This is a genomic window from Pseudomonas sp. GW821-FHT03C07 (genome assembly GCF_059420925.1).
In genome coordinates, this window is record NZ_JBWKUQ010000009.1 from 146,824 (window position 1) to 168,904 (window position 22,081).

The following is a 22,081-nucleotide window of genomic DNA, read 5'->3' on the forward strand; positions in this document are numbered from 1 at the left end:
ATATGAACGCGACGCCGGCTTCTACCGATGATTTGATCGTTATCGGCAAGATCTATTCTGTTCATGGCGTTCGCGGCGAAGTGAAGGTTTATTCCTTTACTGATCCGATTAAAAACCTGTTGGAGTACAAAACCTGGACGCTTCGGCGCGAAGGTAGCGTGAAACAGGTGGAGCTGGTCAGTGGACGCGGGAACGACAAGTTCCTGGTCGCAAAGCTCAAGGATCTCGATGATCGTGAAGAAGCGCGTCTTCTGGCCGGTTATGAGATCTGCGTGCCGCGCAACCTGTTCCCAGACCTGACCGACGGCGAGTACTACTGGTACCAGCTGGAAGGTCTCAAGGTTATCGACACCCTCGGACAACTGTTCGGGAAAATCGATCACCTGCTGGAGACTGGCTCGAATGATGTCATGGTGGTCAAGCCTTGCCCGGGCAGCCTGGATGATCGCGAACGCCTGTTGCCCTATACCGAGCAATGCGTGTTGGCTGTCGACCTTGCCGCTGGCGAGATGAAGGTGGAATGGGATGCGGACTTCTAAGCTGGCTGGCCTGCGCGTAGAAGTGATCAGTTTGTTTCCCGAAATGTTTTCCGCCATCAGCGATTACGGCATCACCAGTCGTGCGGTGAAACAGGGGCTCTTGCAGCTGACCTGTTGGAACCCGCGGGACTACACGACGGATCGTCATCACACTGTGGATGATCGCCCATTTGGCGGTGGTCCGGGCATGGTGATGAAGATCAAGCCCCTTGAGGACGCCCTGGTTCAGGCCAAGGCAGCAGCAGGGGAGGCGGCGAAGGTGATTTACCTGTCGCCCCAAGGCCGGCAACTGAATCAGTTGGCGGTACGCGACCTGGCGAACGAGGAAGCCTTAATCCTCATTGCAGGTCGTTATGAAGGCATTGACGAGCGCTTTATAGAGGCTCATGTCGATGAAGAGTGGTCGATTGGGGACTATGTTCTTTCCGGTGGCGAGCTGCCGGCGATGGTCCTGATAGATGCGGTTACACGGCTGCTGCCCGGAGCTTTAGGGCATGCGGACTCCGCGGAGGAAGATTCCTTCACGGATGGTTTGCTGGATTGCCCGCACTACACCCGTCCGGAGGTGTATGTGGATCAGCGTGTTCCCGACGTGTTGCTCAGTGGCAACCACGCACATATCCGGCGTTGGCGTCTGAAGCAGTCCCTTGGCAGGACCTCGGAACGACGCGCCGATCTTCTGGAAAGCCGCTCGCTTTCTGGAGAAGAGAAGAAGCTGCTCGAGGAATACATCCGCGAGCGGGACGATAGTTAACAACGTATCGATGGTAGATCGAACGATTTACCTTAGGAGCACAGCATGACTAACAAAATCATTCTGCAACTCGAAGCCGAGCAGATGACCAAAGAGATCCCTACCTTTGCCCCGGGCGACACCATTGTCGTTCAGGTGAAAGTGAAGGAAGGCGACCGTTCGCGTCTGCAAGCGTTCGAAGGCGTGGTAATTGCCAAGCGTAACCGCGGTGTGAACAGCGCGTTCACCGTACGTAAAATCTCCAACGGTGTTGGCGTAGAGCGTACTTTCCAGACCTACAGCCCGCAAATCGACAGCATGGCTGTCAAGCGTCGCGGTGATGTACGTAAGGCCAAGCTGTACTACCTGCGCGACCTGTCGGGTAAAGCCGCTCGCATCAAGGAAAAACTGGTTTAAGTCCAGCTTCCGATGCAGAAAAAAGCAGCCTCCGGGCTGCTTTTTTGCATTCCGGGTTTTGAAAAAGCCGTTTGCCGCTGTCACAGTCGGGTTGCAATGAACACCCTGTAGGAGCTGGCTTGCCAGCGAGAGGCCCTTGAGCCTTGCAGCGCTTGCCCGGACGCCATCGCCGGCGAGCTAGCTCCTACAATGTTCATCTGCTTATCGCCTTTTGTTTTTCGAGCCCTTATGCCCGCCATCGATCACCCGCTTATCGACCAGTTTCTCGACGCCCTGTGGCTGGAAAAAGGTCTGTCCGACAATACCCGGGACGCTTATCGCAGCGACCTGGCGCTGTTCAACGGCTGGTTGCAGGAAAAAGGCCTGGAGCTGGACAAGGCTGGCCGCGAGCTGATCCTCGATCACCTGGCCTGGCGTCTGGAACAGGCCTACAAGCCGCGCTCCACCGCGCGCTTTCTCTCTGGCGTGCGAGGCTTCTATCGTTACCTGTTGCGGGAAAGGCTGATTGCCGTCGACCCGACCTTGCAGGTCGAGATGCCGCAGTTGGGTCGGCCGTTGCCCAAGTCCCTGTCGGAAGCCGATGTGGAAGCGCTGCTGGCCGCCCCGGACCTGAGCGAAGCCATCGGCCAGCGCGACCGTGCCATGCTCGAAGTGCTCTACGCCTGCGGGCTGCGGGTCACCGAACTGATCAGCCTGACCCTGGAACAGGTCAATCTGCGCCAGGGCGTGTTGCGGGTCATGGGCAAGGGCAGCAAGGAGCGCTTGGTGCCCATGGGCGAAGAGGCGATTGTCTGGGTCGAGCGTTATCTGCGTGACGCCCGTGTCGAACTGCTCGGTGGGCGGCCCAGCGACGTGCTGTTTCCCAGCCAGCGCGGCGAACAGATGACCCGCCAGACCTTCTGGCACCGGATCAAGCACCAGGCCAAGGTCGCCGGGATCGGCAAATCGCTGTCGCCGCACACCTTGCGCCATGCCTTCGCCACGCACCTGCTCAACCACGGCGCCGACCTGCGGGTGGTGCAAATGTTGCTCGGTCACAGCGACCTGTCGACCACGCAGATCTACACCCATGTGGCCCGCGCGCGCTTGCAGGAAATGCACGCCAAACACCACCCGCGCGGCTAAGCCACACAGGGGTTCGGCCCCGCCGGGCTTATGTGATAGGCTCTATTGGTTTGCAAAGCGGGCGCTTGAAACCGATCTGTTTCCCAGAGGTCGTATCCGCTTCGACCCCTTTGCCCGCCTTCAGGAGTTCCCATGCGTTTGACCCAGATTTTCGCCGCCGCTGCCCTCGCTCTGGTCAGCTCCCTGGCCTTGGCCGATGACACCGCCGAGCAGGCGATTCGCAAGAGCCTCGAAAGCCTCCAGCTGGAAACCCCGGTGGAGAGCATCAGCGCCAGCCCCCTGGCCGGCCTCTATGAAGTCAAGCTCAAGGGCAGCCGCGTGCTCTACGCCAGCGCCGACGGCCAGTTCGTCATGCAGGGCTACCTGTTCCAGCTCAAGGACGGCAAGCCGGTCAACCTCACCGAGAAAACCGAACGCCTGGGCGTCTCCAAGCTGATCAACGGTATTCCGGTGGCGGAGACCGTGGTCTACCCGGCCATTGGCGAAACCAAGTCGCATATCACCGTGTTCACCGACACCACCTGCCCGTATTGCCACAAGCTGCATGCCGAAGTGCCGGCGCTGAACAAGATGGGCATCGAGGTGCGTTACGTCGCGTTCCCGCGCCAGGGCCTTGGCTCGCCGGGCGATGAGCAGTTGCAGGCGGTCTGGTGCTCGACCGACAAGAAAGCGGCGATGGACAAGATGGTCGAGGGCGATGAAATCAAGGCCGCCAAGTGCGCCAACCCGGTTTCCAAGCAGTTCGCCCTCGGTCAATCAATTGGGGTCAATGGTACGCCGGCCATTGTTTTGGCCGATGGTCAGGTCATTCCGGGCTACCAGCCGGCGGCACAAGTTGCCAAACTGGCACTGTCCGCCAAGTAATTCAGCCTCGTCATGCGCAACCTTTGACGAGCACTGCCCGCGGAACGGGTTCCCGGGTCATCAATAGCGAGCCGCTGGCAGTCCAGCGGCTGTTTTCCACGGCCGACCTCGTGTCGGCCGTTTCATGGGGAGTTCAGAGTGAAACCGGTCAAAGTAGGCATCTGTGGGTTAGGTACCGTCGGTGGCGGCACCTTCAACGTACTTCAGCGTAACGCCGAGGAGATTGCCCGCCGTGCCGGGCGTGGAATCGAAGTGGCGCAAATTGCCATGCGTACGCCAAAGCCTCAGTTCCAGACCACCGGTATTGCGATTACCCACGATGTTTTCGAAGTGGCGAGCAACCCTGAAATCGATATCGTCGTCGAGCTGATGGGCGGCTACACCGTCGCCCGCGAGCTGGTGCTCAAGGCCATCGAAAACGGCAAGCATGTGGTCACCGCGAACAAGGCGCTGATCGCCGTGCACGGTAACGAAATCTTCGCCAAGGCTCGCGAGAAGGGCGTGATCGTCGCGTTCGAAGCCGCGGTGGCCGGTGGTATCCCGGTGATCAAGGCGATTCGCGAAGGCCTCTCGGCCAACCGCATCAACTGGGTCGCCGGTATCATCAACGGCACCGGTAACTTCATCCTCACCGAAATGCGCGAGAAGGGCCGTACCTTCGAAGACGTGCTGGCCGAGGCCCAGGCGCTGGGTTACGCCGAAGCCGATCCAACCTTCGACGTCGAAGGCATCGATGCCGCGCACAAGCTGACGATCCTGGCTTCCATTGCTTTCGGTATCCCGCTGCAATTCGACAAGGCCTACACCGAAGGCATCACCAAGCTGACCACTGCCGACGTCAACTACGCCGAGGCCCTGGGCTATCGCATCAAGCACCTGGGCGTGGCTCGTAGCACCGCCGCCGGTATCGAATTGCGGGTACATCCGACGCTGATCCCGGCCGATCGTCTGATCGCCAACGTCAACGGTGTGATGAACGCGGTCATGGTCAACGGCGACGCCTCCGGTTCGACCCTGTTCTACGGTGCCGGTGCCGGCATGGAGCCAACGGCTTCGTCGGTCATCGCCGACCTGGTGGATGTGGTTCGCGCCATGACCAGCGATCCGGAAAACCGTGTCCCGCACCTGGCCTTCCAGCCGGACTCGCTGTCGGCCCACCCGATCCTGCCGATCGAAGACTGTGAAAGCGCCTACTACCTGCGCATCCAGGCCAAGGACCATCCGGGCGTGCTGGCCCAGGTCGCGAGCATCCTGTCGGAACGCGGCATCAATATCGAATCGATCATGCAGAAGGAAGTCGAAGAACACGACGGCCTGGTGCCGATGATCCTGCTGACCCACCGCGTGCGGGAACAGCATATCAACGACGCCATCGCGGCGCTGGAGGCCCTGCAAGGCGTGGTTGGCCCTGTCGTGCGGATTCGCGTCGAGCACTTGAACTAAGCCGGCGCTGCCGATTAGAGAGGAATTCTTCATGCGTTACATCAGTACCCGCGGCCAGGCACCGGCCCTGAACTTCGAAGACGTGCTGCTGGCCGGCCTGGCCAGCGACGGCGGCCTGTACGTGCCGGAAAACCTGCCACGCTTCACCCAGGAAGAGATCGCTTCCTGGGCCGGCCTGCCGTATCACGAGCTGGCGTTCCGGGTCATGCGCCCGTTCGTCACCGGCAGCATTCCGGACGCCGATTTCAAGAAGATTCTCGAGGAAACCTACGGTGCCTTCTCCCACGGCGCCGTGGCCCCGTTGCGTCAGCTGAATGGTAACGAATGGGTGCTGGAGCTGTTCCACGGCCCGACCCTGGCGTTCAAGGACTTTGCCCTGCAACTGCTCGGTCGCCTGCTTGACTACGTGCTGGCCAAACGTGGCGAGCGCGTGGTGATCGTCGGCGCCACCTCCGGCGACACCGGCTCGGCCGCCATCGAAGGTTGCAAGCACTGCGAGAACGTCGACATCTTTATCCTTCACCCGCACAACCGGGTGTCCGAGGTGCAACGTCGGCAGATGACCACCCTGTTCGGCGATAACATCCACAACATCGCCGTCGAAGGCAACTTCGACGACTGCCAGGAAATGGTCAAGAACAGCTTCGCCGACCAGAGCTTCCTCAAAGGCACGCGCCTGGTCGCGGTGAACTCGATCAACTGGGCGCGGATCATGGCCCAGATCGTCTACTACTTCCACGCGGCCCTGCAGTTGGGCGGCCCGGCCCGTTCGGTGGCGTTCTCGGTGCCGACCGGCAACTTCGGCGATATCTTCGCCGGCTACCTGGCGCGCAACATGGGCCTGCCGATCAGCCAGTTGATCGTCGCGACCAATCGCAACGACATCCTGCACCGCTTCATGAGCGGCAACCAGTACGTCAAGGACACCCTGCACGCGACCCTGTCGCCGTCCATGGACATCATGGTCTCGTCGAACTTCGAACGCCTGCTGTTCGACCTGCACGGGCGCAACGGTGCGGCCATCGCCGGCTTGATGGACACCTTCAAGCAAGGTGGCGGTTTCAGTGTCGACCAGGACCGCTGGAGCGAAGCGCGCAAGCTGTTCGACTCCCTGGCCGTGGACGATGCACAGACCTGCGCAACCATCGCCGAAGTCTTCGCCCAGAGCGGTGAAGTCCTCGATCCGCACACCGCCATCGGCGTGCGCGCGGCCCGCGAGTGCCGACGCAGCCTGGACACCCCGATGGTGATCCTCGGAACCGCGCATCCGGTCAAATTCCCTGAGGCAGTGGAGAAGGCGGGCGTAGGAAAAGCGCTCGAACTACCTGCGCACCTTTCCGATTTGTTTGAGCGAGATGAGCGTTGCACCGTCTTGGCCAATGACTTGAAAGTCGTGCAAGCCTTTGTCAGCCAGCATGGCAACCGTGGTAAGCCGCTCTGACAGACTAGAAAGGTCACACATTAAAGCCCGCCGCTTGGCGGGCTTTATCGTTTTCGCATGTCAAACTTGCCCTGTTTTTTTGCCATTTCCTGAAATGGACCGAAGGGGGCAGGTAGTTCGTCATGGCGTTTTTGGCTCGATCCATACAATCCGTTCTGGCCAGGCTGTGCTGGTGGCTGCTGCTGTGCCTGCCCGTCAGCGCGATGGCGGCCCAGGGCCTGCCGTTCAGCCTGCCGCCCTCGTTCGTCGAGGTCGGCCGCCTGCCCCTGAGCCCGGAGGAGGAGCAATGGCTGGGGCCCGAACGGACCTTGCGGGTGGGGATCTCGGTCGCCGACTATGAACCCGTCGATATCACCAACGACCGCAACCGCTACCAGGGCATCAGTGCCGATTACGTCGGGCTGATCCGCGATCGCCTGGGGGTGCAGGTCCAGGTGCTCGGCTTCGGCGAGCGCGACCAGGCGGTCGAGGCCCTGCGCAGCGGGCAGATCGATATTCTCACCAGTGCCAACGGCTACGAGCGCGGTGTGCCCGGGCTGAGCTTCTCCAGCGACTACATGCCGGACCGTTCGGTGATCGTCGGCCGCGCCGGCGCTCACGGTCTTCACGATCTCAACGGCAAGAAGGTGGTACTGCTCGATGGCTACGCCGATGCCCAGGTGGTGCATGCCACTTACCCGCAGAGCGAGATCATCCTTGCCCCGACCCTCTACAGTGCCCTGGAGGCGTTGTCCCAGGGCGAGGTCGAGGCCTTTATCGGCAATGAGGTGATTGTCCGCGCCTACAAGAGCCTGCGGCCTTACATGGGCGTGCATATCAAGGACAAGAGCGACTTGCCGCCGATTGGCTTCGCCTTTGCCACGCGCCAGTCCGATCACGTGCTCAGCGGCCTGGTGGAGCGGGTCCTGGAGCACACCGACAACGCCACCCGACGGGAGATCCTCGCCCGCTGGACCACCGGCTTCGGCTCGGACATCGCCCAGCAACGCATCAGCCTCACCACCGCGGAACTGGCCTGGATCGACCGCAACCCAAAGGTCACGGTGGTGGCCCAGCCGTATCCGCCGCATATCTACAAGGATGGCCACAACCGTTGGGTCGGTCTCAATCCGGACCTGCTGTCACGTATTTCGCGCATGACCGGCCTGCAGTTCGAGTACAAGGAGACTGCCTCCACCGCCGAGAGTGTCAACCTGCTTCACGACGGCAAGGCGCTGATGAGCACCACGCTGGCCGAGAGTGTCGAGCGCAAGGCCTTCCTGAATTTCACCTATGCCTTTGGTGGCAGCGCCTGGGTGTTTGTGGTGCGTGTGCACGACTCGCCCCTCGGCTCGTTCTCGCAGCTGTCCGGGCGGGTGCTGGTGCTGCCGGAGAAACACGCCTTGGAACCGATGATCCGCAGGGGGTATCCGGAGATTGACCTGCGCACGGTCAAGACCCCCGAGGAGGCCCGGGCGATGGTCGAGCGCGGTGAAGCGACCGCGACCATCCAGAGCGATACGCGGGCCTATCTGTATCCGCCCGGGCGGCTGAAGGTCGGGCGCAGTGTCGAGGGCCTCTGGTCGGCTGACAGTTTCTCGGTGGTCAAGACCGACCCGGAGCTGCTCAGTATCCTGAACAAGGCGCTGGAGGCGTTCCCCGTGGCCGAACTGCGGGCGTTGCGCATCAAATGGCACGGCGCGATCGGCCTGGCGCCGATGCGCCCGGTCTGGGAGCGGGTGCCGCGCTGGGTCTACGGTTTGGCGGCGGTGATGATCCTGCTGGGCGGCGTGTCCCTGGCCTGGAACCGCCGGTTGAATATCCAGATTCGCCAGCGCCGTCGAGCCGAACAGGAACTCAGCGATCAGCTTGCTTTCCAGAGGGCCTTGCTGGACGGTATCCCCAATCCGATTTTCGTGCGCGACCTGGACGGTCGCCTGATGACCTGCAATCGCAGCTACGAGGAGCGCTTTTCTACCACGCTGGAGCAAGTCCAGGGCCGGCGGATTACCGAAGTGGACATCTTGCCCCTGGCCACCGCCGAGCAACTGCACGGCGAGTTCATCCAGTTGTTCGAAACCCAGCAACCGCTGTTCCAGGACCGCCAGCTCGACTTTGCCAGTGGTCGGATCGACATCTACCAGTGGATGGTGCCGTTCTACTCGGCGGAAGCGCAGTTGCAAGGGCTGCTCGGCGGCTGGATCGACATTACCGAACGCAAGCAGCTCGAGGCCCAGTTGATGGAGGCGCGCCAGCAGGCGGAGCAGGCCAACCAGGCCAAGAGTGCGTTCCTGGCGACCATGAGTCACGAGATTCGCACCCCGATGGTGGCCATCATCGGCCTGCTCGAACTCGAACGCGAGCAAGCCCGCATCAATGGGCGGGAACTCTCCCAGGCGCTGCAGGTGGCGTATCAATCGGCGCAGGAACTGACCGCCTTGATCGGCGATAGCCTCGATCTGGCCAAGATCGAGGCCGGTGGCATGCACCTGGCGTTGCGCGCCGGCTCCCTGGTCGCGCTGCTGGAAAGCGTGCGGCAACTGTTCGAGGCCGCGGCGCGGGGCAAGGGTGTCGAACTGAGCCTGGAGATGGAGCCGGGGCTGGCGGGTGATTACTGGTTCGATCCGCTGCGTTTGCGTCAAGTGTTGAACAACCTGATCGGTAATGCGCTGAAGTTCACCGCCGAAGGCTTTGTCCGTATTCAGGTGCGCCGCCTGTTGTGCACCGCGGACCTGGAAACCCTGTGCGTCAGCATCGAAGACAGCGGCAAGGGGATTGGCCTCGAACAGCAACAGACGCTCTTCGCCCCCTTTGTCCAGATCCGCGGTCAGGCCGATGAAGAATATGGCGGCACCGGCCTGGGCTTGAGTATCTGCAAGCAACTGGTGGAGTTGATGGGCGGCAGTATCGCCTTGCTGAGCCAGCCGGGAGAAGGTACCCGGGTGCGTATCGAGCTGGCGCTCAAGCCGGTGGCATCGGTCCCGGCCCAGGCCATACCGGCCGCCGCGGAGGATCGCAGGCCTCGGCTGGCGTCGCTCAAGGTGTTGATTGTCGACGACCTGTCCGCCAACTGCCTGGTGCTCAACCAGCAGTTGCGCTTTCTCGGTCAGCAGGTGGTCGCCTGCCAGAGTGGCGAGGCGGCGTTGCAAGCCTTGGCGCGGGAGCCGTTCGACCTGGTGATTACCGATTGCAATATGCCGGACATGAGTGGTTATGCGCTGGCCGAGGCGATACGCCGGGTCGAGGCCGAGGAACAGCGTCCGCCGTGCCCGGTGGTCGGTTGCACGGCCAATGCCATGAGTGATGAACGCCAGCGCTGCCGGCAGGCGGGCATGACCGAACTGCTGGTCAAGCCGGTCTCGCTGGACGAGCTGGCGCAACTGCTGGCGCGCATCGGGCCCGAGCGCTCCTTCGATATTCAGGCCCTGAGCGCCATGACCTGTGCCAATGCCGAGGTCATGCGGCGTATGTTGCTGGAGTTGCGCAAGAACCTCGAACAGGAGCGTGGGGCGCTGGAAGTCGCGGTCGGCTTGGGCCACTGGGAAGGTTTGGCGGTGGCGGTCCATCGGCTCAAGGGGATCGCCTGCCTGATCGATGCCATTGCCCTGGCGCGTGCCTGCGCCGACCTGGACAGCTGCGTGCGGCTCAAGTCCGAGGAACGGGTGGCGGCGGACTGGCAGGCCCTCAAGCAGGTCATCGAACGGGTGCTGGAGGATATCGAAGCGCATCTGCAGGTGGATATTCCGACATTTTAGGACTTGTCCTATGGGGCCCGGCTGGGGCGGTTGATTAAAGTCGAGGGTCATTGCGGACCCTGGCCGCCTCATTTTGCGGAGACCCTCGATGCGTGCACTCAAAGTCCTGATTCTTGAAGACAACTCCTTTCAACTGATGGCCTTGCACCAGATGCTCAATGCCACTGGCGTGTTTGATGTGCTGACTGCGGAAAATGTCGAGAGCGCCCGGCAGTCGCTGGCCAACCGTGGCCCTATCGACGTGGCCATCTGCGACCTGCAGCTGGAGGAGGGCGATGGTCTGGAGCTGATTCGCTCCCTGGCCGAGGGGCAGGAGGCTCAGGCCCTGATCATTCTCAGCAGTGCCGAGCAGGAGGTGCTCGAGGGCGCCGCGCACATGGCGCGCCAGCAGGGGCTGCATGTCCTCGGCTGTCTGCGCAAGCCGACGTCGGCCGCGGCGCTGGCGGATTTGCTGGCGAGCTACCAGCAACGTTTCGCCCGGCAGCGCCCTGGCCTGCCGCTGGCCCAGGTCTGCGAGCTGTTGTCGCTGCACGAACTGCAGGCTTGTGCCGGGGGCTCGGCCATCGAAAAATACTGTACCGCGCACTTTCAACCGAGGCTGAGCCATGACGGTCGAGTCGTCGGGGTCGAGGTGCTGGTGCGTTGGCAGCACCCGCAACAGGGCTTGTTGCTGCCCAGCAGTTTCATGCCGGTGCTCGAATACGCCGGGCTGGCGCAGACGCTGATCTGGCAGGTGCTGGAACAGGCGGTGAGCCTGTCGGCCGAGGTGCGCTTTGCCACCGATGAAGCCTTGCCGGTTGCCGTGAGCATTCCGGGGAGTCTGTTGGAACAAGCGGACTTCGGCGATCGGCTCAGAGCCTTGCTGGAGCGCTTCGAGTTGCCGCCCGAGCGACTGACCCTCGACCTGCTGGAAAGCGCCGAAGCCAACAGTGCCAGCGCGTTGACCGAAGGCTTGTTGAGAGTGCGCATGCTCGGTTGCCAATTGTCCGTCGGTGATTTCGGCATGGGCGGCGGCGGCCTTCAGCGCCTGCTCGAATTACCCTTCACCGAGCTGAAGATCGGTTCGCCCTTCGTCGTCGGCATGGCGGCGGATCCGCGCAAGTCGGCGATCGTCGCCGGCGTCTTGCGCATGGCGCGGGGCATGCATTTGCAGGTGGTCCTCAGCGGGGTTGCAAGCGAAAACGACTACCAGGCGGCCATGGCCCTGGGCGACTCGTTGATCCAGGGGGACTTCGTCGCACCGGTCATGAGTCGCGCCGAACTGTTGTCCTGGCTGGAAGTGGCGGGGTTCGGCCCGGTTCACCCGTTGTCCGGGACTTTGCAATACGCGGCCATGAATGCCGTGAACCTTTAACGCTGCGCGCTCAAGCCAGGCCATGTTCCTGGAGGTAGAGAAACAGCGCCGCATCGTTGGACAGGCCGAGCTTGCGCATGGCACTGACCTTCTGCGCACTGACCGTCTGCTTGCTGCGGCACAGCTGGGTGGCAATTTCACCGACGCTGCGCCCGGCCGCCAGCAGGCGTGTCACCTCCAGTTCTCGGGGCGAAAGTTGCTCCTGGTTACCCAGGCGGTGCTCACCGACCTCACCGGCCAGTGCCAGGGTCTGGCGAATCGAGTTGGCCACATAGGGGCGCCGGCGGCGTACCTGGGCGATGGCGTCCGGCAGCTCGGCGGCCAGGCTGGCCTTGCTCAGCAGCCCCATGACCCCGAGATCGAGGATGGAGCGGAACAGCCCGGCGTTGTTGAGCATGGTCACCACCACGATTGGCAACTGTGGGTGCTGCCGGGTCACGCTTTCGAGCATGCGCAACCCATCACTCTGTTGTTCGACCGGCATCATGAAGTCGCTGACCAGGACCTCGCAGGCACAGCCTTGCAGAAGCGCCAGAAGCTCCTGTGGCGAGCTGGCCTCGCCGACGACGCTCAGTCCGGGATCGCGCTCGAGGAGGACGCGCAGGCCGATCAGGAAAATCGGGTGATCATCCGCCAGGATGATGCGCAAGGGCGCTGGGGACGCTGAGCCAGGTTGTTTTCTCTCTGTCATCTTTCTCGTTCATGCTCGCAATGGAACGGTAGGCGCCGCTGCTTGATGCTCGGCCTCTACCGATATCAGGTTAGCTGGCTTGACGAACTTTCTTCTCCGACTGGCGGTCTTTGACTCCAGCCCCTTTGTTTTTGACCTGTCGGGTTTCGACTATTGAGTGGTGATCGAGATGGAAAGTATCAGTCTGTTGCTGAATGAAGCCTTGAGTCCCTATCCCGTCACCCTGACGCCATCGGGAAGTCAGGGTGAATGCCTGTTGACCGTGAGCAGCCGTGTGGGCCTGGTCCTGCTGAGCCGTGAAATCAGCCATGCGCAATTGAGCGACAAGCGTTTGTTGACCGATGTGGTCGATGGGCTGCACCGTGACCTGCGCATCGCCGAAGGGCGTCTGGAACCCAGCGTCATCGCGGCCTTGCGTCACGCCGCCCAGGACAAGGTGTTCCGCTCGACTGCCGTGTAAAGTTTCTCGGGAACCTTTTTTTCGCAGTGGGTGTCAGATTTATAACGGCAGGATCAAGCATTGTGCTCCGGTGCTTGTAGCTTGTTGTACTGGTCTTTGTAGGCCACGTTTAACCCCGAGTTGTTTCCCCACTTCTCGGGGTTTCTTTTGCCTGGCGTTTGTCACGGGGCCTCAGGCGTCAGGAAAAACTGCTTGGCATCCTCTCGATAGGCGTCGCGCTGTTGTGGGTCGAGCCATTGCACATAGAAGTCGAGCAACTGGTGCTGACGCAGTTCACGCAGGATCTGATTGATGTGCACGATGGCCGCGCGTCCCTGTTCCGTGTCGGAGCAACCGACGCGGATGAACTGGTATTTATCGACGCCTTTGATCGGATAGAACGCCAGGTCCTCGGTCACGATGCCTTGTTGCTGGGCCTGGTAGCGGATTTCCGGCCAGTAGCCGAGTAGTGCGGTCAGGCGTCCCAAACGCTGCATTTGCAATAGGCTGCCCAAGGCATCGTTGCCGTAATGGGCGGCCAATCGTCCAGCGGGTGTCTGTTTCAACAGGTTATCGATCAGTTGGCCATAGCTGCGTTCGGCGACAATCCCCAGTTTGAGAGGGTCGCTGGCCAGCAAGGCGGCGAGGTCAACCTGACCCTCCTGCACAAATGGCGCGACCAGTGGACGGTCCGCCTGGCGCACCACCAGGCCGTTGCTGACCTGGCCGAGGCTGGGAATGGAGAAGACGATCGTCTTCGCCCGCTCGGCCGTCCAGAGCAGCATCGGGTCGCAGGTAAACGAAGGCTCGGCAAGCATTTGCATGCCGCGCGCGCGGTTGACCCGCAGGCTCGTGTGCTCGTACTCCGGCATGGCGGCCTCCAACAGCGGCCACAACTGGTCGATGGCCCCCTGGCCTTTTTGCGGGCCATCGAAAATGCTCAGTGGCGGCAAGTCCCGCAGCAGCCAGATCAGCGTGTCCTTGGCCTGGGCAACGCTGGGCAGGGCGCAGGCCAGCACTGCCAGCAGGGCGATGAAGGGGTTTCGACAGAGCATGTGTTGCCAGAGAAATCGAGGGCTCATGACGTCCATACCTTCTGCGCAGTCAGGTCAAAGTCTTGCCACCAGGGCATGCTAGATAGCGCCACTTTCATGTAAACGTGCAATCTGTGCGGCGTCATAACCGAGGCCACCCAGTACGACGTCGTTATGCTCGCCCAGTTCAGGCCCGACCCATTCGCTGGAACCTGGTGTCTCGGACAATTTCGGCACAATCCCCGGCATCTTGAAGTCCTTGCCGTCGGGCAACTTGGCCTGGATAAACATTTCCCGAGCGAGAAACTGCGGGTCACTGAACATGTCTTCGGCGCTGTAGATCCGGCTGGCCGGCACCTCGGCCTGGTTCAGGGTGGCGAGTACCGCGTCCAGCGGCTGGCTGTTCACCCAGCGATCGATCACGCCATAGAGTTCATCGCGCCGGCTGTCGCGACCATCATTGCTGGTCAGCAGCGGGTCGTTCGCCAGGTCGTCACGGCCGATGGCTTGCATGAAACGCTTGAAGATCGCGTCGCCATTGGCGCCGATCTGCACATGCTTGCCATCGGCGCTGGTGTGGATCGAAGAGGGGGTGATCCCCGGCATGATGTTGCCGCTGCGCTCGCGGATAAAACCGAACACGTCGAACTCCGGGACCATGCTTTCCATCATGGCGAAGATCGCCTCGTACAGGGCCACGTCCACCACCTGGCCGTTGCCGCCGTTGACTTCGCGATGACGCAGGGCCATGAGCGCGCCGATCACGCCCCAGAGCGCGGCGATCGAGTCTCCGATGGAAATCCCGGTGCGCACCGGGGGGCGGTCTTCGAAACCGGTGATGTAGCGCAACCCACCCATGGACTCACCGACCGCGCCAAAGCCTGGCTGATCCTTCATCGGCCCGGTCTGGCCGAAGCCCGACAGGCGCACCATCACCAGTTTCGGGTTCAGCGCGTGCAGGGTTTCCCAGCCCAGGCCAAGTTTTTCCAGCACGCCGGGGCGGAAGTTCTCGATCAGGATGTCCGCATCGCTCAGCAATTGCTTGAGGATGGCCAGGCCGTCCGGGTGTTTCAGGTTCAGGGTCAGCGATTGCTTGTTGCGCGCCTGGACAAACCACCACAGCGAGGTGCCCTCGTACAGCTTGCGCCATTTACGCAGCGGGTCGCCGCCATCCGGCGATTCGACCTTGATCACCTGCGCGCCGAATTCGGCGCAGATGCGCGAGGCGAAAGGACCGGCGATCAGGGTGCCGAGCTCAATGACCTTCAGGCCGGAAAGGGGTTTGGCGGTGAGCGGCATGGCAGATCCTGTAGGACAACACGGGGGCAATAGAGCCTTTTATCATGGCTGGCGCCATCAGCATAACTTCGAGCAGTCGTTGCTTGCCTTGCGTATCGGTTAGACTGGCCGCCTTTCCTCGTCTTTAGAAGCCCTGTTCATGGCCCAGCCGTCCACGACCTACAAATTCAACCTGAACCTCACCGACCTGGATCGTGGGGTCTACGAGAGCGTCAACCAGACCATCGCCCGCCACCCGTCGGAAACCGAGGAGCGCATGACCGTGCGTCTGCTGGCCTACGCCTTCTGGTACAACGAGCAGCTGTCGTTTGGTCGGGGTCTGTCGGAAGTGGATGAGCCGGCACTGTGGGAAAAGAGCCTGGATGATCGTGTATTGCACTGGATCGAAGTCGGCCAGCCGGACGCCGATCGCCTGACCTGGTGCTCGCGCCGTACCGAGCGCACCAGTCTGCTGGCCTACGGCAGCCTGCGGGTCTGGCAGACCAAGGTGGTCGACGCGGTGAAGAACCTGAAGAACGTGCATATCGCCGCCGTGCCGCAAGACATCCTCGAGACCCTGGCCAAGGACATGCCACGGGTGATCAAGTGGGACGTGATGATCAGCGAAGGCACCATCTTCGTCACCGACGATCGTGGTCAGCATGAAGTCCAGCTGGAATGGCTGATGGGCGAGCGCGGTTAATTATTCCCATGCGTATCGAACCCCGCCCGCTGCCCGCCACACTGCCTTTTCTCGGTGATTTGCCGCCATTGTTGACCCGCCTCTACGCCGCCCGCGGCGTGGTGTCCGAGGACGAGTTGGACAAGAGCCTGGCGCGGCTGATTCCCTTCCAGCAACTCAAGGGCATCGACGCGGCGGTGGACCTGCTGGTGACGGCGTTGGAGCAGCGCCAGCGGATCCTGATCGTCGGCGACTTCGATGCCGACGGCGCCACCGCCAGCACTGTCGGGGTATTGGGTTTGCGCTTGCTGGGGGCGGCGCATGTCGACTACCTGGTGCCAAACCGCTTTGAATACGGCTATGGCCTGACCCCGGAAATCGTTGCCGTGGCCTTGCAGCGCGAGCCGCAATTGCTGATCACCGTGGACAATGGTATTTCCAGCATCGAGGGGGTTCAGGCCGCCAAGGCGGCCGGGCTCAAGGTGCTGGTCACCGACCACCACTTGCCCGGTAGCGAATTGCCGGCGGCCGATGCCATCGTCAACCCGAACCAGCCGGGCTGCGAGTTTCCGAGCAAGGCCCTGGCCGGTGTCGGGGTGATTTTCTATGTGCTGATGGCCTTGCGCGCGCGTTTGCGCAGCCTGGGTTGGTACGCCAATACGCCGCAGCCGAATATCGGTGAGCTGCTCGACCTGGTGGCACTTGGCAGCGTCGCCGACGTGGTACCGCTGGATGCCAACAACCGCATCCTGGTGCACCAGGGCCTCGAGCGGATTCGCGCAGGGCGTGCGCGGCCGGGGCTCAAGGCGATCCTGGAGGTAGCCAAGCGCGAGCATTCGCGGCTGACCTCCACCGACCTCGGTTTTATCCTCGGTCCGCGTCTGAATGCCGCGGGGCGCCTGGATGATATGAGCCTGGGCATCGAATGCCTGCTCTGCGAAGACCCGGCCCAGGCCCTGGAAATGGCCAGCCAGCTTGATGACATGAACAAGGACCGCAAGTCCATCGAGCAGGGCATGCAGCGCGAGGCGCTGGCCCAGCTCAAGGACCTGCCGCTGGAGTCGATGCCGTTTGGCCTGTGCCTGTTCGAGCCGGACTGGCACCAGGGGGTGATCGGGATTCTCGCCTCGCGGATGAAAGAACGTTATCACCGCCCGACCATCGCCTTTGCCGATGCTGGCGACGGCATGCTCAAGGGCTCCGGCCGTTCCGTGCCGGGCTTCCATATCCGCGATGCCTTGAGTGTGGTGGCGGCGCAGCACCCGGAGTTGATAGGCAAGTACGGCGGTCACGCCATGGCCGCCGGCCTGAGCCTGCCGCAGGAGAACTTCCCGCTGTTTGCCGCAGCCTTTGATGCTGAAGTGCGTCGTCAGCTGTCCGCGGACGACCTGACCGGACGCCTGCAGACCGATGGCTCGTTGGCTATCGAGGAGTTCAACCTGGAGTTGGCCCGGGCGTTGCGTAATGCCGGTCCCTGGGGCCAGCATTTCCCTGAGCCGTTGTTCCATGGCGTGTTCCAACTGGTGGAAAAACGCATCGTCGGCGAGCGTCACCTGAAGGTGGTGCTGAAAAGCGAGTGCGGTTCGCTGAAGCTCGATGGCATTGCCTTCGGCATCGACCCGGAGTTGTGGACCCATGCGCGGGTCGATTGGGTGGAGTTGGCTTACAAGCTCGACCTCAACGAGTTTCGCGGCAAGGAAAGCGTGCAACTGATGATTGCCCATATCGAGCCGCGCTGAGGTATTTCGAGGGCGCTTTGTGGATACCGACTTGACCGTTGACTCGCAACCACGGTCAACGCGGTCCCCTGTAGGAGCTGGCTTGCCGGCGATGAGGCCAAAAAGTCTTGCATCGCCTGTTCGACCGCCATCGCCGGCAAGCCAGCGCCTACAAGGGACCGTGTTGGCTGGTTTTGTCGGGTCAGGCTCCAGAGGCGAGTTACAGGCGATGGTGCCGGTTTAAATCCGCTGATCCCTCCCGCCCGTGCCATTGTCGACTAGTCTGTAAGCACTGTCTGAATGGTCTTGTGACGTCGTCTTGTTTTCTACCCGCCGGGGGGCGGTTATCCACCACTCTTGTCACTTGCCGACGTTCTAACAGAACCCTGGAGCCAGCCCACTTGATTTGAGAGGTGCCCCATGAGTCTGCTGCTCGAACCCTATACCCTTCGTCAATTGACCCTGCTCAACCGCATCGCGGTCTCTCCTATGTGCCAGTACTCCAGCGTCGACGGCCTGGCCAATGACTGGCACCTCGTCCATCTGGGCTGTCGGGCAGTGGGCGGGGCCGGGCTGATTTTCACCGAGGCCACCGCGGTGACCGCCGAAGGCCGGATCACCGCCCAGGACCTGGGCCTGTGGAACGACGAACAGATCGAACCGCTGCAACGCATCACCCGCTTTATCACGGCCCAGGGGGCGGTGGCGGGCATCCAGCTGGCGCATGCCGGGCGTAAGGCCAGCACCCATCGGCCCTGGCTGGGCAAGCATGGCAGCGTCAAACCGGAGGAGGGCGGTTGGACCCCGGTTGGCCCGTCGTCGATTGCCTTCGATCCGCAGCACACGTCGCCCACGCCGCTGGATCAGAGGCAGATCGCCGAAGTGATCCAGGCCTTTGTCGCGGCCGCCCAGCGGGCCTTGATCGCCGGTTTCAAGGTGGTCGAAGTGCATGCGGCGCATGGTTACCTGTTGCACCAGTTTCTTTCGCCATTGAGCAACCAGCGCCGCGACCAATACGGTGGCTCCTTTGAAAATCGTATCCGCCTGGTGTTGCAGGTGACCGAAGCGGTGCGCGCGGTTTGGCCCGACGAACTGCCGCTGTTTGTCCGTGTTTCGGCCACCGACTGGGTGGAAGACGGCTGGAATCCGGACGAAACGGTGGAGTTGGCGCGCCGTCTGAAAGCCTTGGGTGTCGACCTGATCGACGTGTCTTCGGGCGGTACCGCCGCCAATGCGGAAATTCCCACAGGGCCTGGTTATCAGACCCGTTTCGCCGAGCGTGTACGCAAGGAGTCCGATATCGCCACGGGTACCGTCGGCCTGATTACCGAGCCAGCCCAGGCCGAGCACATCCTGCGCACCGGTCAGGCAGATGTGATCCTGCTGGCCCGCGAGTTGTTGCGTGACCCTTACTGGCCGTTGCATGCCGATGATGACCTGGGCGGGCACAAGGCGATCTGGCCGGCGCAGTATCAGCGTGCGACCCATCGCGACCAGCCGATTCATGAATCGGACTTGCGTGATTGAGGGCTTGATGCTTGCCGTAAGGCCTTTGAACGAATAAGGTCGGTTTTATGAACTCACACCTGAACATCTCGATTATTCCCACCCTCAATCCGAGGGTGGGCTGACGCGTGTTCTGAAAACACCCGAAACCCGCCCACCGAGGCGGGTTTTTTCTGGCCGCTTCGTGGGTATTGGACGTCAAAAGGAGATTGAAATGTCGCAACCTGAAGCTTTTGCTACTCGTGATTGCGTTCCGACCCTGCACCTGGTCTGTGGAAAGATCGGCTCGGGGAAATCAACGCTGGCACAACGCCTGGCGGCGACAGCCTCGACGGTGTTGATCAGCGAGGACGTCTGGCTCGCGCGCCTGTATCCGGGCGAGATCAGCGAGATCACCGACTACGTGCGCTGCGCCACCCGCTTGCGCGGGGCCTTGGCCGAGCATCTCGTTGCGCTATTGAAAGCGGGGGTCTCGGTGGTCCTCGATTTTCCATCCAATACCGTGGCCAGCCGGCTTTGGGCCCGGTCGGTCTTCGAAAACGCGGAGGCTGCTCATCGGTTGCATTTCCTCGCTGTGGGCGATGATGTGTGCAAGGCGCGCCTGAAGATCCGTAACGAAGCGGGTGATCACCCGTTCAAGACCAGCGAGGCCGAGTTCGAGGTGATTTCCCGCTATTTCGAAGCCCCGACACTGGAGGAGGGGTTTGAGCTGGTGCGGTATGAATAGGCGCGCCTTGGGTGCTCATCACGGACTCTTGCCAGGATAACCTGAGTTTTCTTGCTGGAAATTTCGAAATGTTCTTAGCCTGATTCGGACTGTTCCTACGCTTAGGGTAGGTTTGAGCGGTTCGTTCAGACGGGGCAGGTTTATCCAGCGAGGGCAGCGGTCATGGCAAAGGCGCGGAGCATTTTCGGTTTCATACTGTTCCTCTGGACGTTCAGGGCACCATCCCGGCCCAGGGTGCGCAAGCTCAGCGCTGAAGAGCGACAACTGTTGGAACGCTATCGTGCGTTGTCGGAAGAGGACCGCAACGCGATGTGCTGCCTGTTGAATGTGATGGAGGGTGTTTCGCGGTTTTGAGCCGCACAGGTTGTCATGCCCGCCAGGGACGCGCTGAGGAATGCTGGCAGGTAGGAACCGTCGACGCGGATATCGAAGGTGTTGAACAGCACGCTGAGCGGTTGATGGCGCTCGAACACCCGCTGTCGGCCGCTGCGCCGAGGTGGGGTTGTGCACTCATGACGGTATTGCTCCGGAAAATCGGCAGATTTCAGGGGGCCGAAACCGTGGCCGGGCCATGACGGCCCGTCCCGGTTCGGTATTGGTATTGTTGTGGTGGATCTGGATTGCAGGTAGAGATCTTGAATGGTGGTGCTTGTTCTGGCCTCTTCGCGGCGGTGCGGCGTCCCGACAAGCTCCGCTCCCACAATGACTGCGTCGAATTTACTTTTCGCAGGCGACCGATAACCTGTGGGAGCGGAGCTTGCCCGCGAAGAGGCCCTCAAGACGAACGCCAGCTTCGCGGACAACCCTGGTATTGATGTGTCAGTGCTTGAACATCACATGCCGCACGGTGGTGTAGTCTTCCAGCCCGTACATGGACATGTCCTTGCCATACCCGGACAGCTTCTGCCCGCCGTGGGGCATTTCGCTGACCAGCATGAAGTGGGTGTTGACCCAGGTGCAGCCGTACTGCAAGCGCGCCGCCAGGCGATGGGCGCGACCGACATCGGCGGTCCACACCGACGAGGCCAGGCCGTAGTCCGAATCGTTGGCCCAACCCAGCACCTGGGCTTCATCGTCGAACCGGGTCACCGAGACCACCGGCCCGAACACCTCGCGCCGGACGATTTCGTCGTCCTGCCGGGCATCGGCCAGGACCGTCGGTTCAAAGAAGAAGCCATTGCCGGGCACCGCCTTGCCGCCCGTCACCAGGCGGATATGCGACTGTGCCAACGCGCGTTCAACGAAACCGGCCACACGATCACGATGCTGGGCGGTGATCAGCGGGCCCAGCTCGGTTTGCGGATCATCCTGCAAGCCATACTTGATGGTGCTGACCGCCGCGCCGAGTTTCTCGACGAACTTTTCGTAGATCCCGGCCTGGGCGTAGACCCGGCAGGCGGCGGTGCAGTCCTGGCCGGCATTGTAGAAACCGAAGGTGCGGATGCCGTCCACCGCGGCGTCGATGTCGGCGTCGTCGAAGATGATCACCGGGGCCTTGCCGCCCAGTTCCATGTGCATGCGCTTCACGCTGTCGGCGGTGCTGGCAATGATGTGCGAGCCGGTGGCGATGGAACCGGTCAGCGACACCATGCGCACTTTCGGGTGGGTCACCAGCGGATTGCCCACGCTCGGGCCACGGCCAAAGACCAGGTTGAGCACGCCGGCCGGGAAGATCTGCGCCGCCAGTTCGGCCAGGCGCAAGGCGGTCAGCGGGGTCTGTTCCGAGGGTTTGAGCACCACGGTATTGCCGGCGGCTAGGGCCGGGGCGATTTTCCAGGCGACCATCATCAGCGGGTAGTTCCATGGCGCGATGGAGGCGATCACGCCCACCGGGTCACGACGGATCATCGAGGTGTGGCCGGGCAGGTATTCGCCACCCGCCGAACCGCTCATGCAGCGACTGGCGCCGGCGAAGAAACGGAACACATCGGCGATGGCCGGGATCTCGTCGTTGAGGGCGGCGCTCAGGGGCTTGCCGCAGTTGTCCGACTCCAGTTTCGCCAGCTCCGGGCCATGGGCTTCGATGGCGTCGGCGAGTTTCAGCAACAGCCGCGAACGGTCTTTCGGTGCGGTCTGTGACCAGCTTTCGAAGGCGTCATCGGCGGCGCGCACGGCGGCGTCGACCTGGGCCTCGCTGGCTTCGTTGATATCCACCAGGACCCGACCCAGGGCCGGGTTGAATACCGATTGGGCCGGGCCTTCGCCGTTGACGAGTTGGCCATTGATCAGCAGTTTGGTTTGCATGGTTATGTCCTCATCAGTGCTTTTTTGTAGGAGCCAGCTTGCTGGCGATGGAGGCAGTGGCACCGCGGTTTTTCAGGTTCTCCGCGTTTTCGTTGACGCCTATCGCCAGCAA

The 22,081-nt window shown here is 61.9% G+C and carries 18 protein-coding genes; 14 read left to right on the top strand and 4 right to left on the bottom strand.

The window, feature by feature from the left end; genetic code table 11:
- Nucleotides 1-2: 2 nt before the first annotated feature.
- The 9 genes from rimM (at nucleotide 3) to AC07VG_RS18800 (ending at nucleotide 11,650) form a co-directional block, all read left to right on the top strand.
- Nucleotides 3-539 carry a ribosome maturation factor RimM gene (rimM, locus tag AC07VG_RS18760; protein WP_494999334.1) on the top strand — a complete coding sequence of 179 codons (537 nt, stop codon included), beginning with the start codon at nucleotides 3-5 and terminating at the stop codon, nucleotides 537-539.
- Complete coding sequence (gene trmD / locus AC07VG_RS18765) at nucleotides 526-1,293, top strand: tRNA (guanosine(37)-N1)-methyltransferase TrmD (protein WP_494999335.1); 768 nt, start codon at nucleotides 526-528, stop codon at nucleotides 1,291-1,293. Before rimM ends, trmD begins: the two co-directional genes overlap by 14 nt.
- A gap of 45 nt (nucleotides 1,294-1,338) precedes the next feature.
- Nucleotides 1,339-1,689, top strand: a complete 351-nt coding sequence (rplS, locus tag AC07VG_RS18770) for a 50S ribosomal protein L19 (RefSeq protein WP_191485515.1) — start codon at nucleotides 1,339-1,341, stop codon at nucleotides 1,687-1,689.
- A 228-nt stretch (nucleotides 1,690-1,917) separates the two neighbouring features.
- Nucleotides 1,918-2,814: a site-specific tyrosine recombinase XerD gene (gene xerD / locus AC07VG_RS18775; RefSeq protein WP_494999336.1), complete on the top strand. Its 897-nt coding sequence runs from the start codon at nucleotides 1,918-1,920 to the stop codon at nucleotides 2,812-2,814.
- Between the two features lie 132 nt (nucleotides 2,815-2,946).
- Nucleotides 2,947-3,678 (top strand): DsbC family protein, encoded by a 732-nt coding sequence (locus AC07VG_RS18780; RefSeq protein WP_248794698.1) that lies wholly within the window; start codon nucleotides 2,947-2,949, stop codon nucleotides 3,676-3,678.
- Between the two features lie 138 nt (nucleotides 3,679-3,816).
- Nucleotides 3,817-5,121: a homoserine dehydrogenase gene (locus AC07VG_RS18785; RefSeq protein WP_494999337.1), complete on the top strand. Its 1,305-nt coding sequence runs from the start codon at nucleotides 3,817-3,819 to the stop codon at nucleotides 5,119-5,121.
- A 31-nt stretch (nucleotides 5,122-5,152) separates the two neighbouring features.
- Nucleotides 5,153-6,562, top strand: coding sequence for a threonine synthase (thrC, locus tag AC07VG_RS18790; RefSeq protein ID WP_494999338.1), 1,410 nt, complete (start codon nucleotides 5,153-5,155; stop codon nucleotides 6,560-6,562).
- Nucleotides 6,563-6,765: 203 nt separating this feature from the next.
- On the top strand, nucleotides 6,766-10,296 hold the full coding sequence (locus AC07VG_RS18795; protein WP_494999869.1) for an ATP-binding protein: 3,531 nt from the start codon (nucleotides 6,766-6,768) through the stop codon (nucleotides 10,294-10,296).
- An 88-nt stretch (nucleotides 10,297-10,384) separates the two neighbouring features.
- The gene (locus AC07VG_RS18800; protein ID WP_495021673.1) at nucleotides 10,385-11,650 is read left to right on the top strand and encodes an EAL domain-containing response regulator; all 1,266 of its coding nucleotides are present in this window, start codon (nucleotides 10,385-10,387) and stop codon (nucleotides 11,648-11,650) included.
- A 10-nt stretch (nucleotides 11,651-11,660) separates the two neighbouring features.
- On the opposite strand, the gene AC07VG_RS18805 is transcribed toward AC07VG_RS18800, so the two are convergent.
- Nucleotides 11,661-12,341 carry a response regulator gene (locus tag AC07VG_RS18805; protein WP_494999340.1) on the bottom strand — a complete coding sequence of 227 codons (681 nt, stop codon included), beginning with the start codon at nucleotides 12,339-12,341 and terminating at the stop codon, nucleotides 11,661-11,663.
- A 169-nt stretch (nucleotides 12,342-12,510) separates the two neighbouring features.
- On the opposite strand from AC07VG_RS18805, the gene AC07VG_RS18810 reads away from it, so the two are divergent.
- Entirely contained in the window at nucleotides 12,511-12,801 is a 291-nt protein-coding gene (locus tag AC07VG_RS18810; protein WP_494999341.1) for a DUF3509 domain-containing protein, read from the top strand.
- A 161-nt stretch (nucleotides 12,802-12,962) separates the two neighbouring features.
- Here AC07VG_RS18810 and AC07VG_RS18815 read toward each other — a convergent pair whose 3' ends face one another.
- Nucleotides 12,963-13,862 carry a TIGR02285 family protein gene (locus tag AC07VG_RS18815; RefSeq protein ID WP_494999342.1) on the bottom strand — a complete coding sequence of 300 codons (900 nt, stop codon included), beginning with the start codon at nucleotides 13,860-13,862 and terminating at the stop codon, nucleotides 12,963-12,965.
- Between the two features lie 51 nt (nucleotides 13,863-13,913).
- A complete protein-coding gene (locus AC07VG_RS18820; RefSeq protein ID WP_494999343.1) occupies nucleotides 13,914-15,113 on the bottom strand; it encodes a CaiB/BaiF CoA transferase family protein in 1,200 nt (399 codons plus the stop codon).
- Between the two features lie 139 nt (nucleotides 15,114-15,252).
- Here AC07VG_RS18820 and AC07VG_RS18825 point away from each other — a divergent pair, with 139 nt between their 5' ends.
- The 4 genes from AC07VG_RS18825 (at nucleotide 15,253) to AC07VG_RS18840 (ending at nucleotide 19,725) form a co-directional block, all read left to right on the top strand.
- A complete protein-coding gene (locus AC07VG_RS18825) occupies nucleotides 15,253-15,795 on the top strand; it encodes a YaeQ family protein (protein ID WP_494999344.1) in 543 nt (180 codons plus the stop codon).
- Nucleotides 15,796-15,803: 8 nt separating this feature from the next.
- The gene (recJ, locus tag AC07VG_RS18830) at nucleotides 15,804-17,513 is read left to right on the top strand and encodes a single-stranded-DNA-specific exonuclease RecJ (protein ID WP_495021674.1); all 1,710 of its coding nucleotides are present in this window, start codon (nucleotides 15,804-15,806) and stop codon (nucleotides 17,511-17,513) included.
- 399 nt (nucleotides 17,514-17,912) lie between these two features.
- Entirely contained in the window at nucleotides 17,913-19,019 is a 1,107-nt protein-coding gene (locus AC07VG_RS18835) for an NADH:flavin oxidoreductase/NADH oxidase (protein WP_495021675.1), read from the top strand.
- A gap of 193 nt (nucleotides 19,020-19,212) precedes the next feature.
- Nucleotides 19,213-19,725 (top strand): P-loop nucleotide/nucleoside kinase family protein, encoded by a 513-nt coding sequence (locus AC07VG_RS18840; RefSeq protein WP_494999347.1) that lies wholly within the window; start codon nucleotides 19,213-19,215, stop codon nucleotides 19,723-19,725.
- A gap of 819 nt (nucleotides 19,726-20,544) precedes the next feature.
- On the opposite strand, the gene AC07VG_RS18845 is transcribed toward AC07VG_RS18840, so the two are convergent.
- On the bottom strand, nucleotides 20,545-21,969 hold the full coding sequence (locus tag AC07VG_RS18845) for a gamma-aminobutyraldehyde dehydrogenase (protein ID WP_494999348.1): 1,425 nt from the start codon (nucleotides 21,967-21,969) through the stop codon (nucleotides 20,545-20,547).
- Nucleotides 21,970-22,081 lie beyond the last annotated feature (112 nt).

Excerpts from the sequence above, each read along its gene's own strand:
- AC07VG_RS18835 (WP_495021675.1), top strand. The coding sequence starts at position 17,913 with ATGAGTCTGCTGCTCGAACCCTATACCCTTCGTCAATTGACCCTGCTC.
- AC07VG_RS18825 (WP_494999344.1), top strand. The coding sequence starts at position 15,253 with ATGGCCCAGCCGTCCACGACCTACAAATTCAACCTGAACCTCACCGAC.
- recJ (WP_495021674.1), top strand. The coding sequence starts at position 15,804 with ATGCGTATCGAACCCCGCCCGCTGCCCGCCACACTGCCTTTTCTCGGT.
- AC07VG_RS18805 (WP_494999340.1), bottom strand. The coding sequence starts at position 12,341 with ATGACAGAGAGAAAACAACCTGGCTCAGCGTCCCCAGCGCCCTTGCGC.
- AC07VG_RS18840 (WP_494999347.1), top strand. The coding sequence starts at position 19,213 with ATGTCGCAACCTGAAGCTTTTGCTACTCGTGATTGCGTTCCGACCCTG.
- trmD (WP_494999335.1), top strand. The coding sequence starts at position 526 with ATGCGGACTTCTAAGCTGGCTGGCCTGCGCGTAGAAGTGATCAGTTTG.
- AC07VG_RS18845 (WP_494999348.1), bottom strand. The coding sequence starts at position 21,969 with ATGCAAACCAAACTGCTGATCAATGGCCAACTCGTCAACGGCGAAGGC.
- xerD (WP_494999336.1), top strand. The coding sequence starts at position 1,918 with ATGCCCGCCATCGATCACCCGCTTATCGACCAGTTTCTCGACGCCCTG.
- AC07VG_RS18800 (WP_495021673.1), top strand. The coding sequence starts at position 10,385 with ATGCGTGCACTCAAAGTCCTGATTCTTGAAGACAACTCCTTTCAACTG.
- thrC (WP_494999338.1), top strand. The coding sequence starts at position 5,153 with ATGCGTTACATCAGTACCCGCGGCCAGGCACCGGCCCTGAACTTCGAA.
- AC07VG_RS18810 (WP_494999341.1), top strand. The coding sequence starts at position 12,511 with ATGGAAAGTATCAGTCTGTTGCTGAATGAAGCCTTGAGTCCCTATCCC.
- AC07VG_RS18780 (WP_248794698.1), top strand. The coding sequence starts at position 2,947 with ATGCGTTTGACCCAGATTTTCGCCGCCGCTGCCCTCGCTCTGGTCAGC.
- AC07VG_RS18795 (WP_494999869.1), top strand. The coding sequence starts at position 6,766 with ATGGCGGCCCAGGGCCTGCCGTTCAGCCTGCCGCCCTCGTTCGTCGAG.
- AC07VG_RS18815 (WP_494999342.1), bottom strand. The coding sequence starts at position 13,862 with ATGAGCCCTCGATTTCTCTGGCAACACATGCTCTGTCGAAACCCCTTC.
- rimM (WP_494999334.1), top strand. The coding sequence starts at position 3 with ATGAACGCGACGCCGGCTTCTACCGATGATTTGATCGTTATCGGCAAG.
- rplS (WP_191485515.1), top strand. The coding sequence starts at position 1,339 with ATGACTAACAAAATCATTCTGCAACTCGAAGCCGAGCAGATGACCAAA.
- AC07VG_RS18820 (WP_494999343.1), bottom strand. The coding sequence starts at position 15,113 with ATGCCGCTCACCGCCAAACCCCTTTCCGGCCTGAAGGTCATTGAGCTC.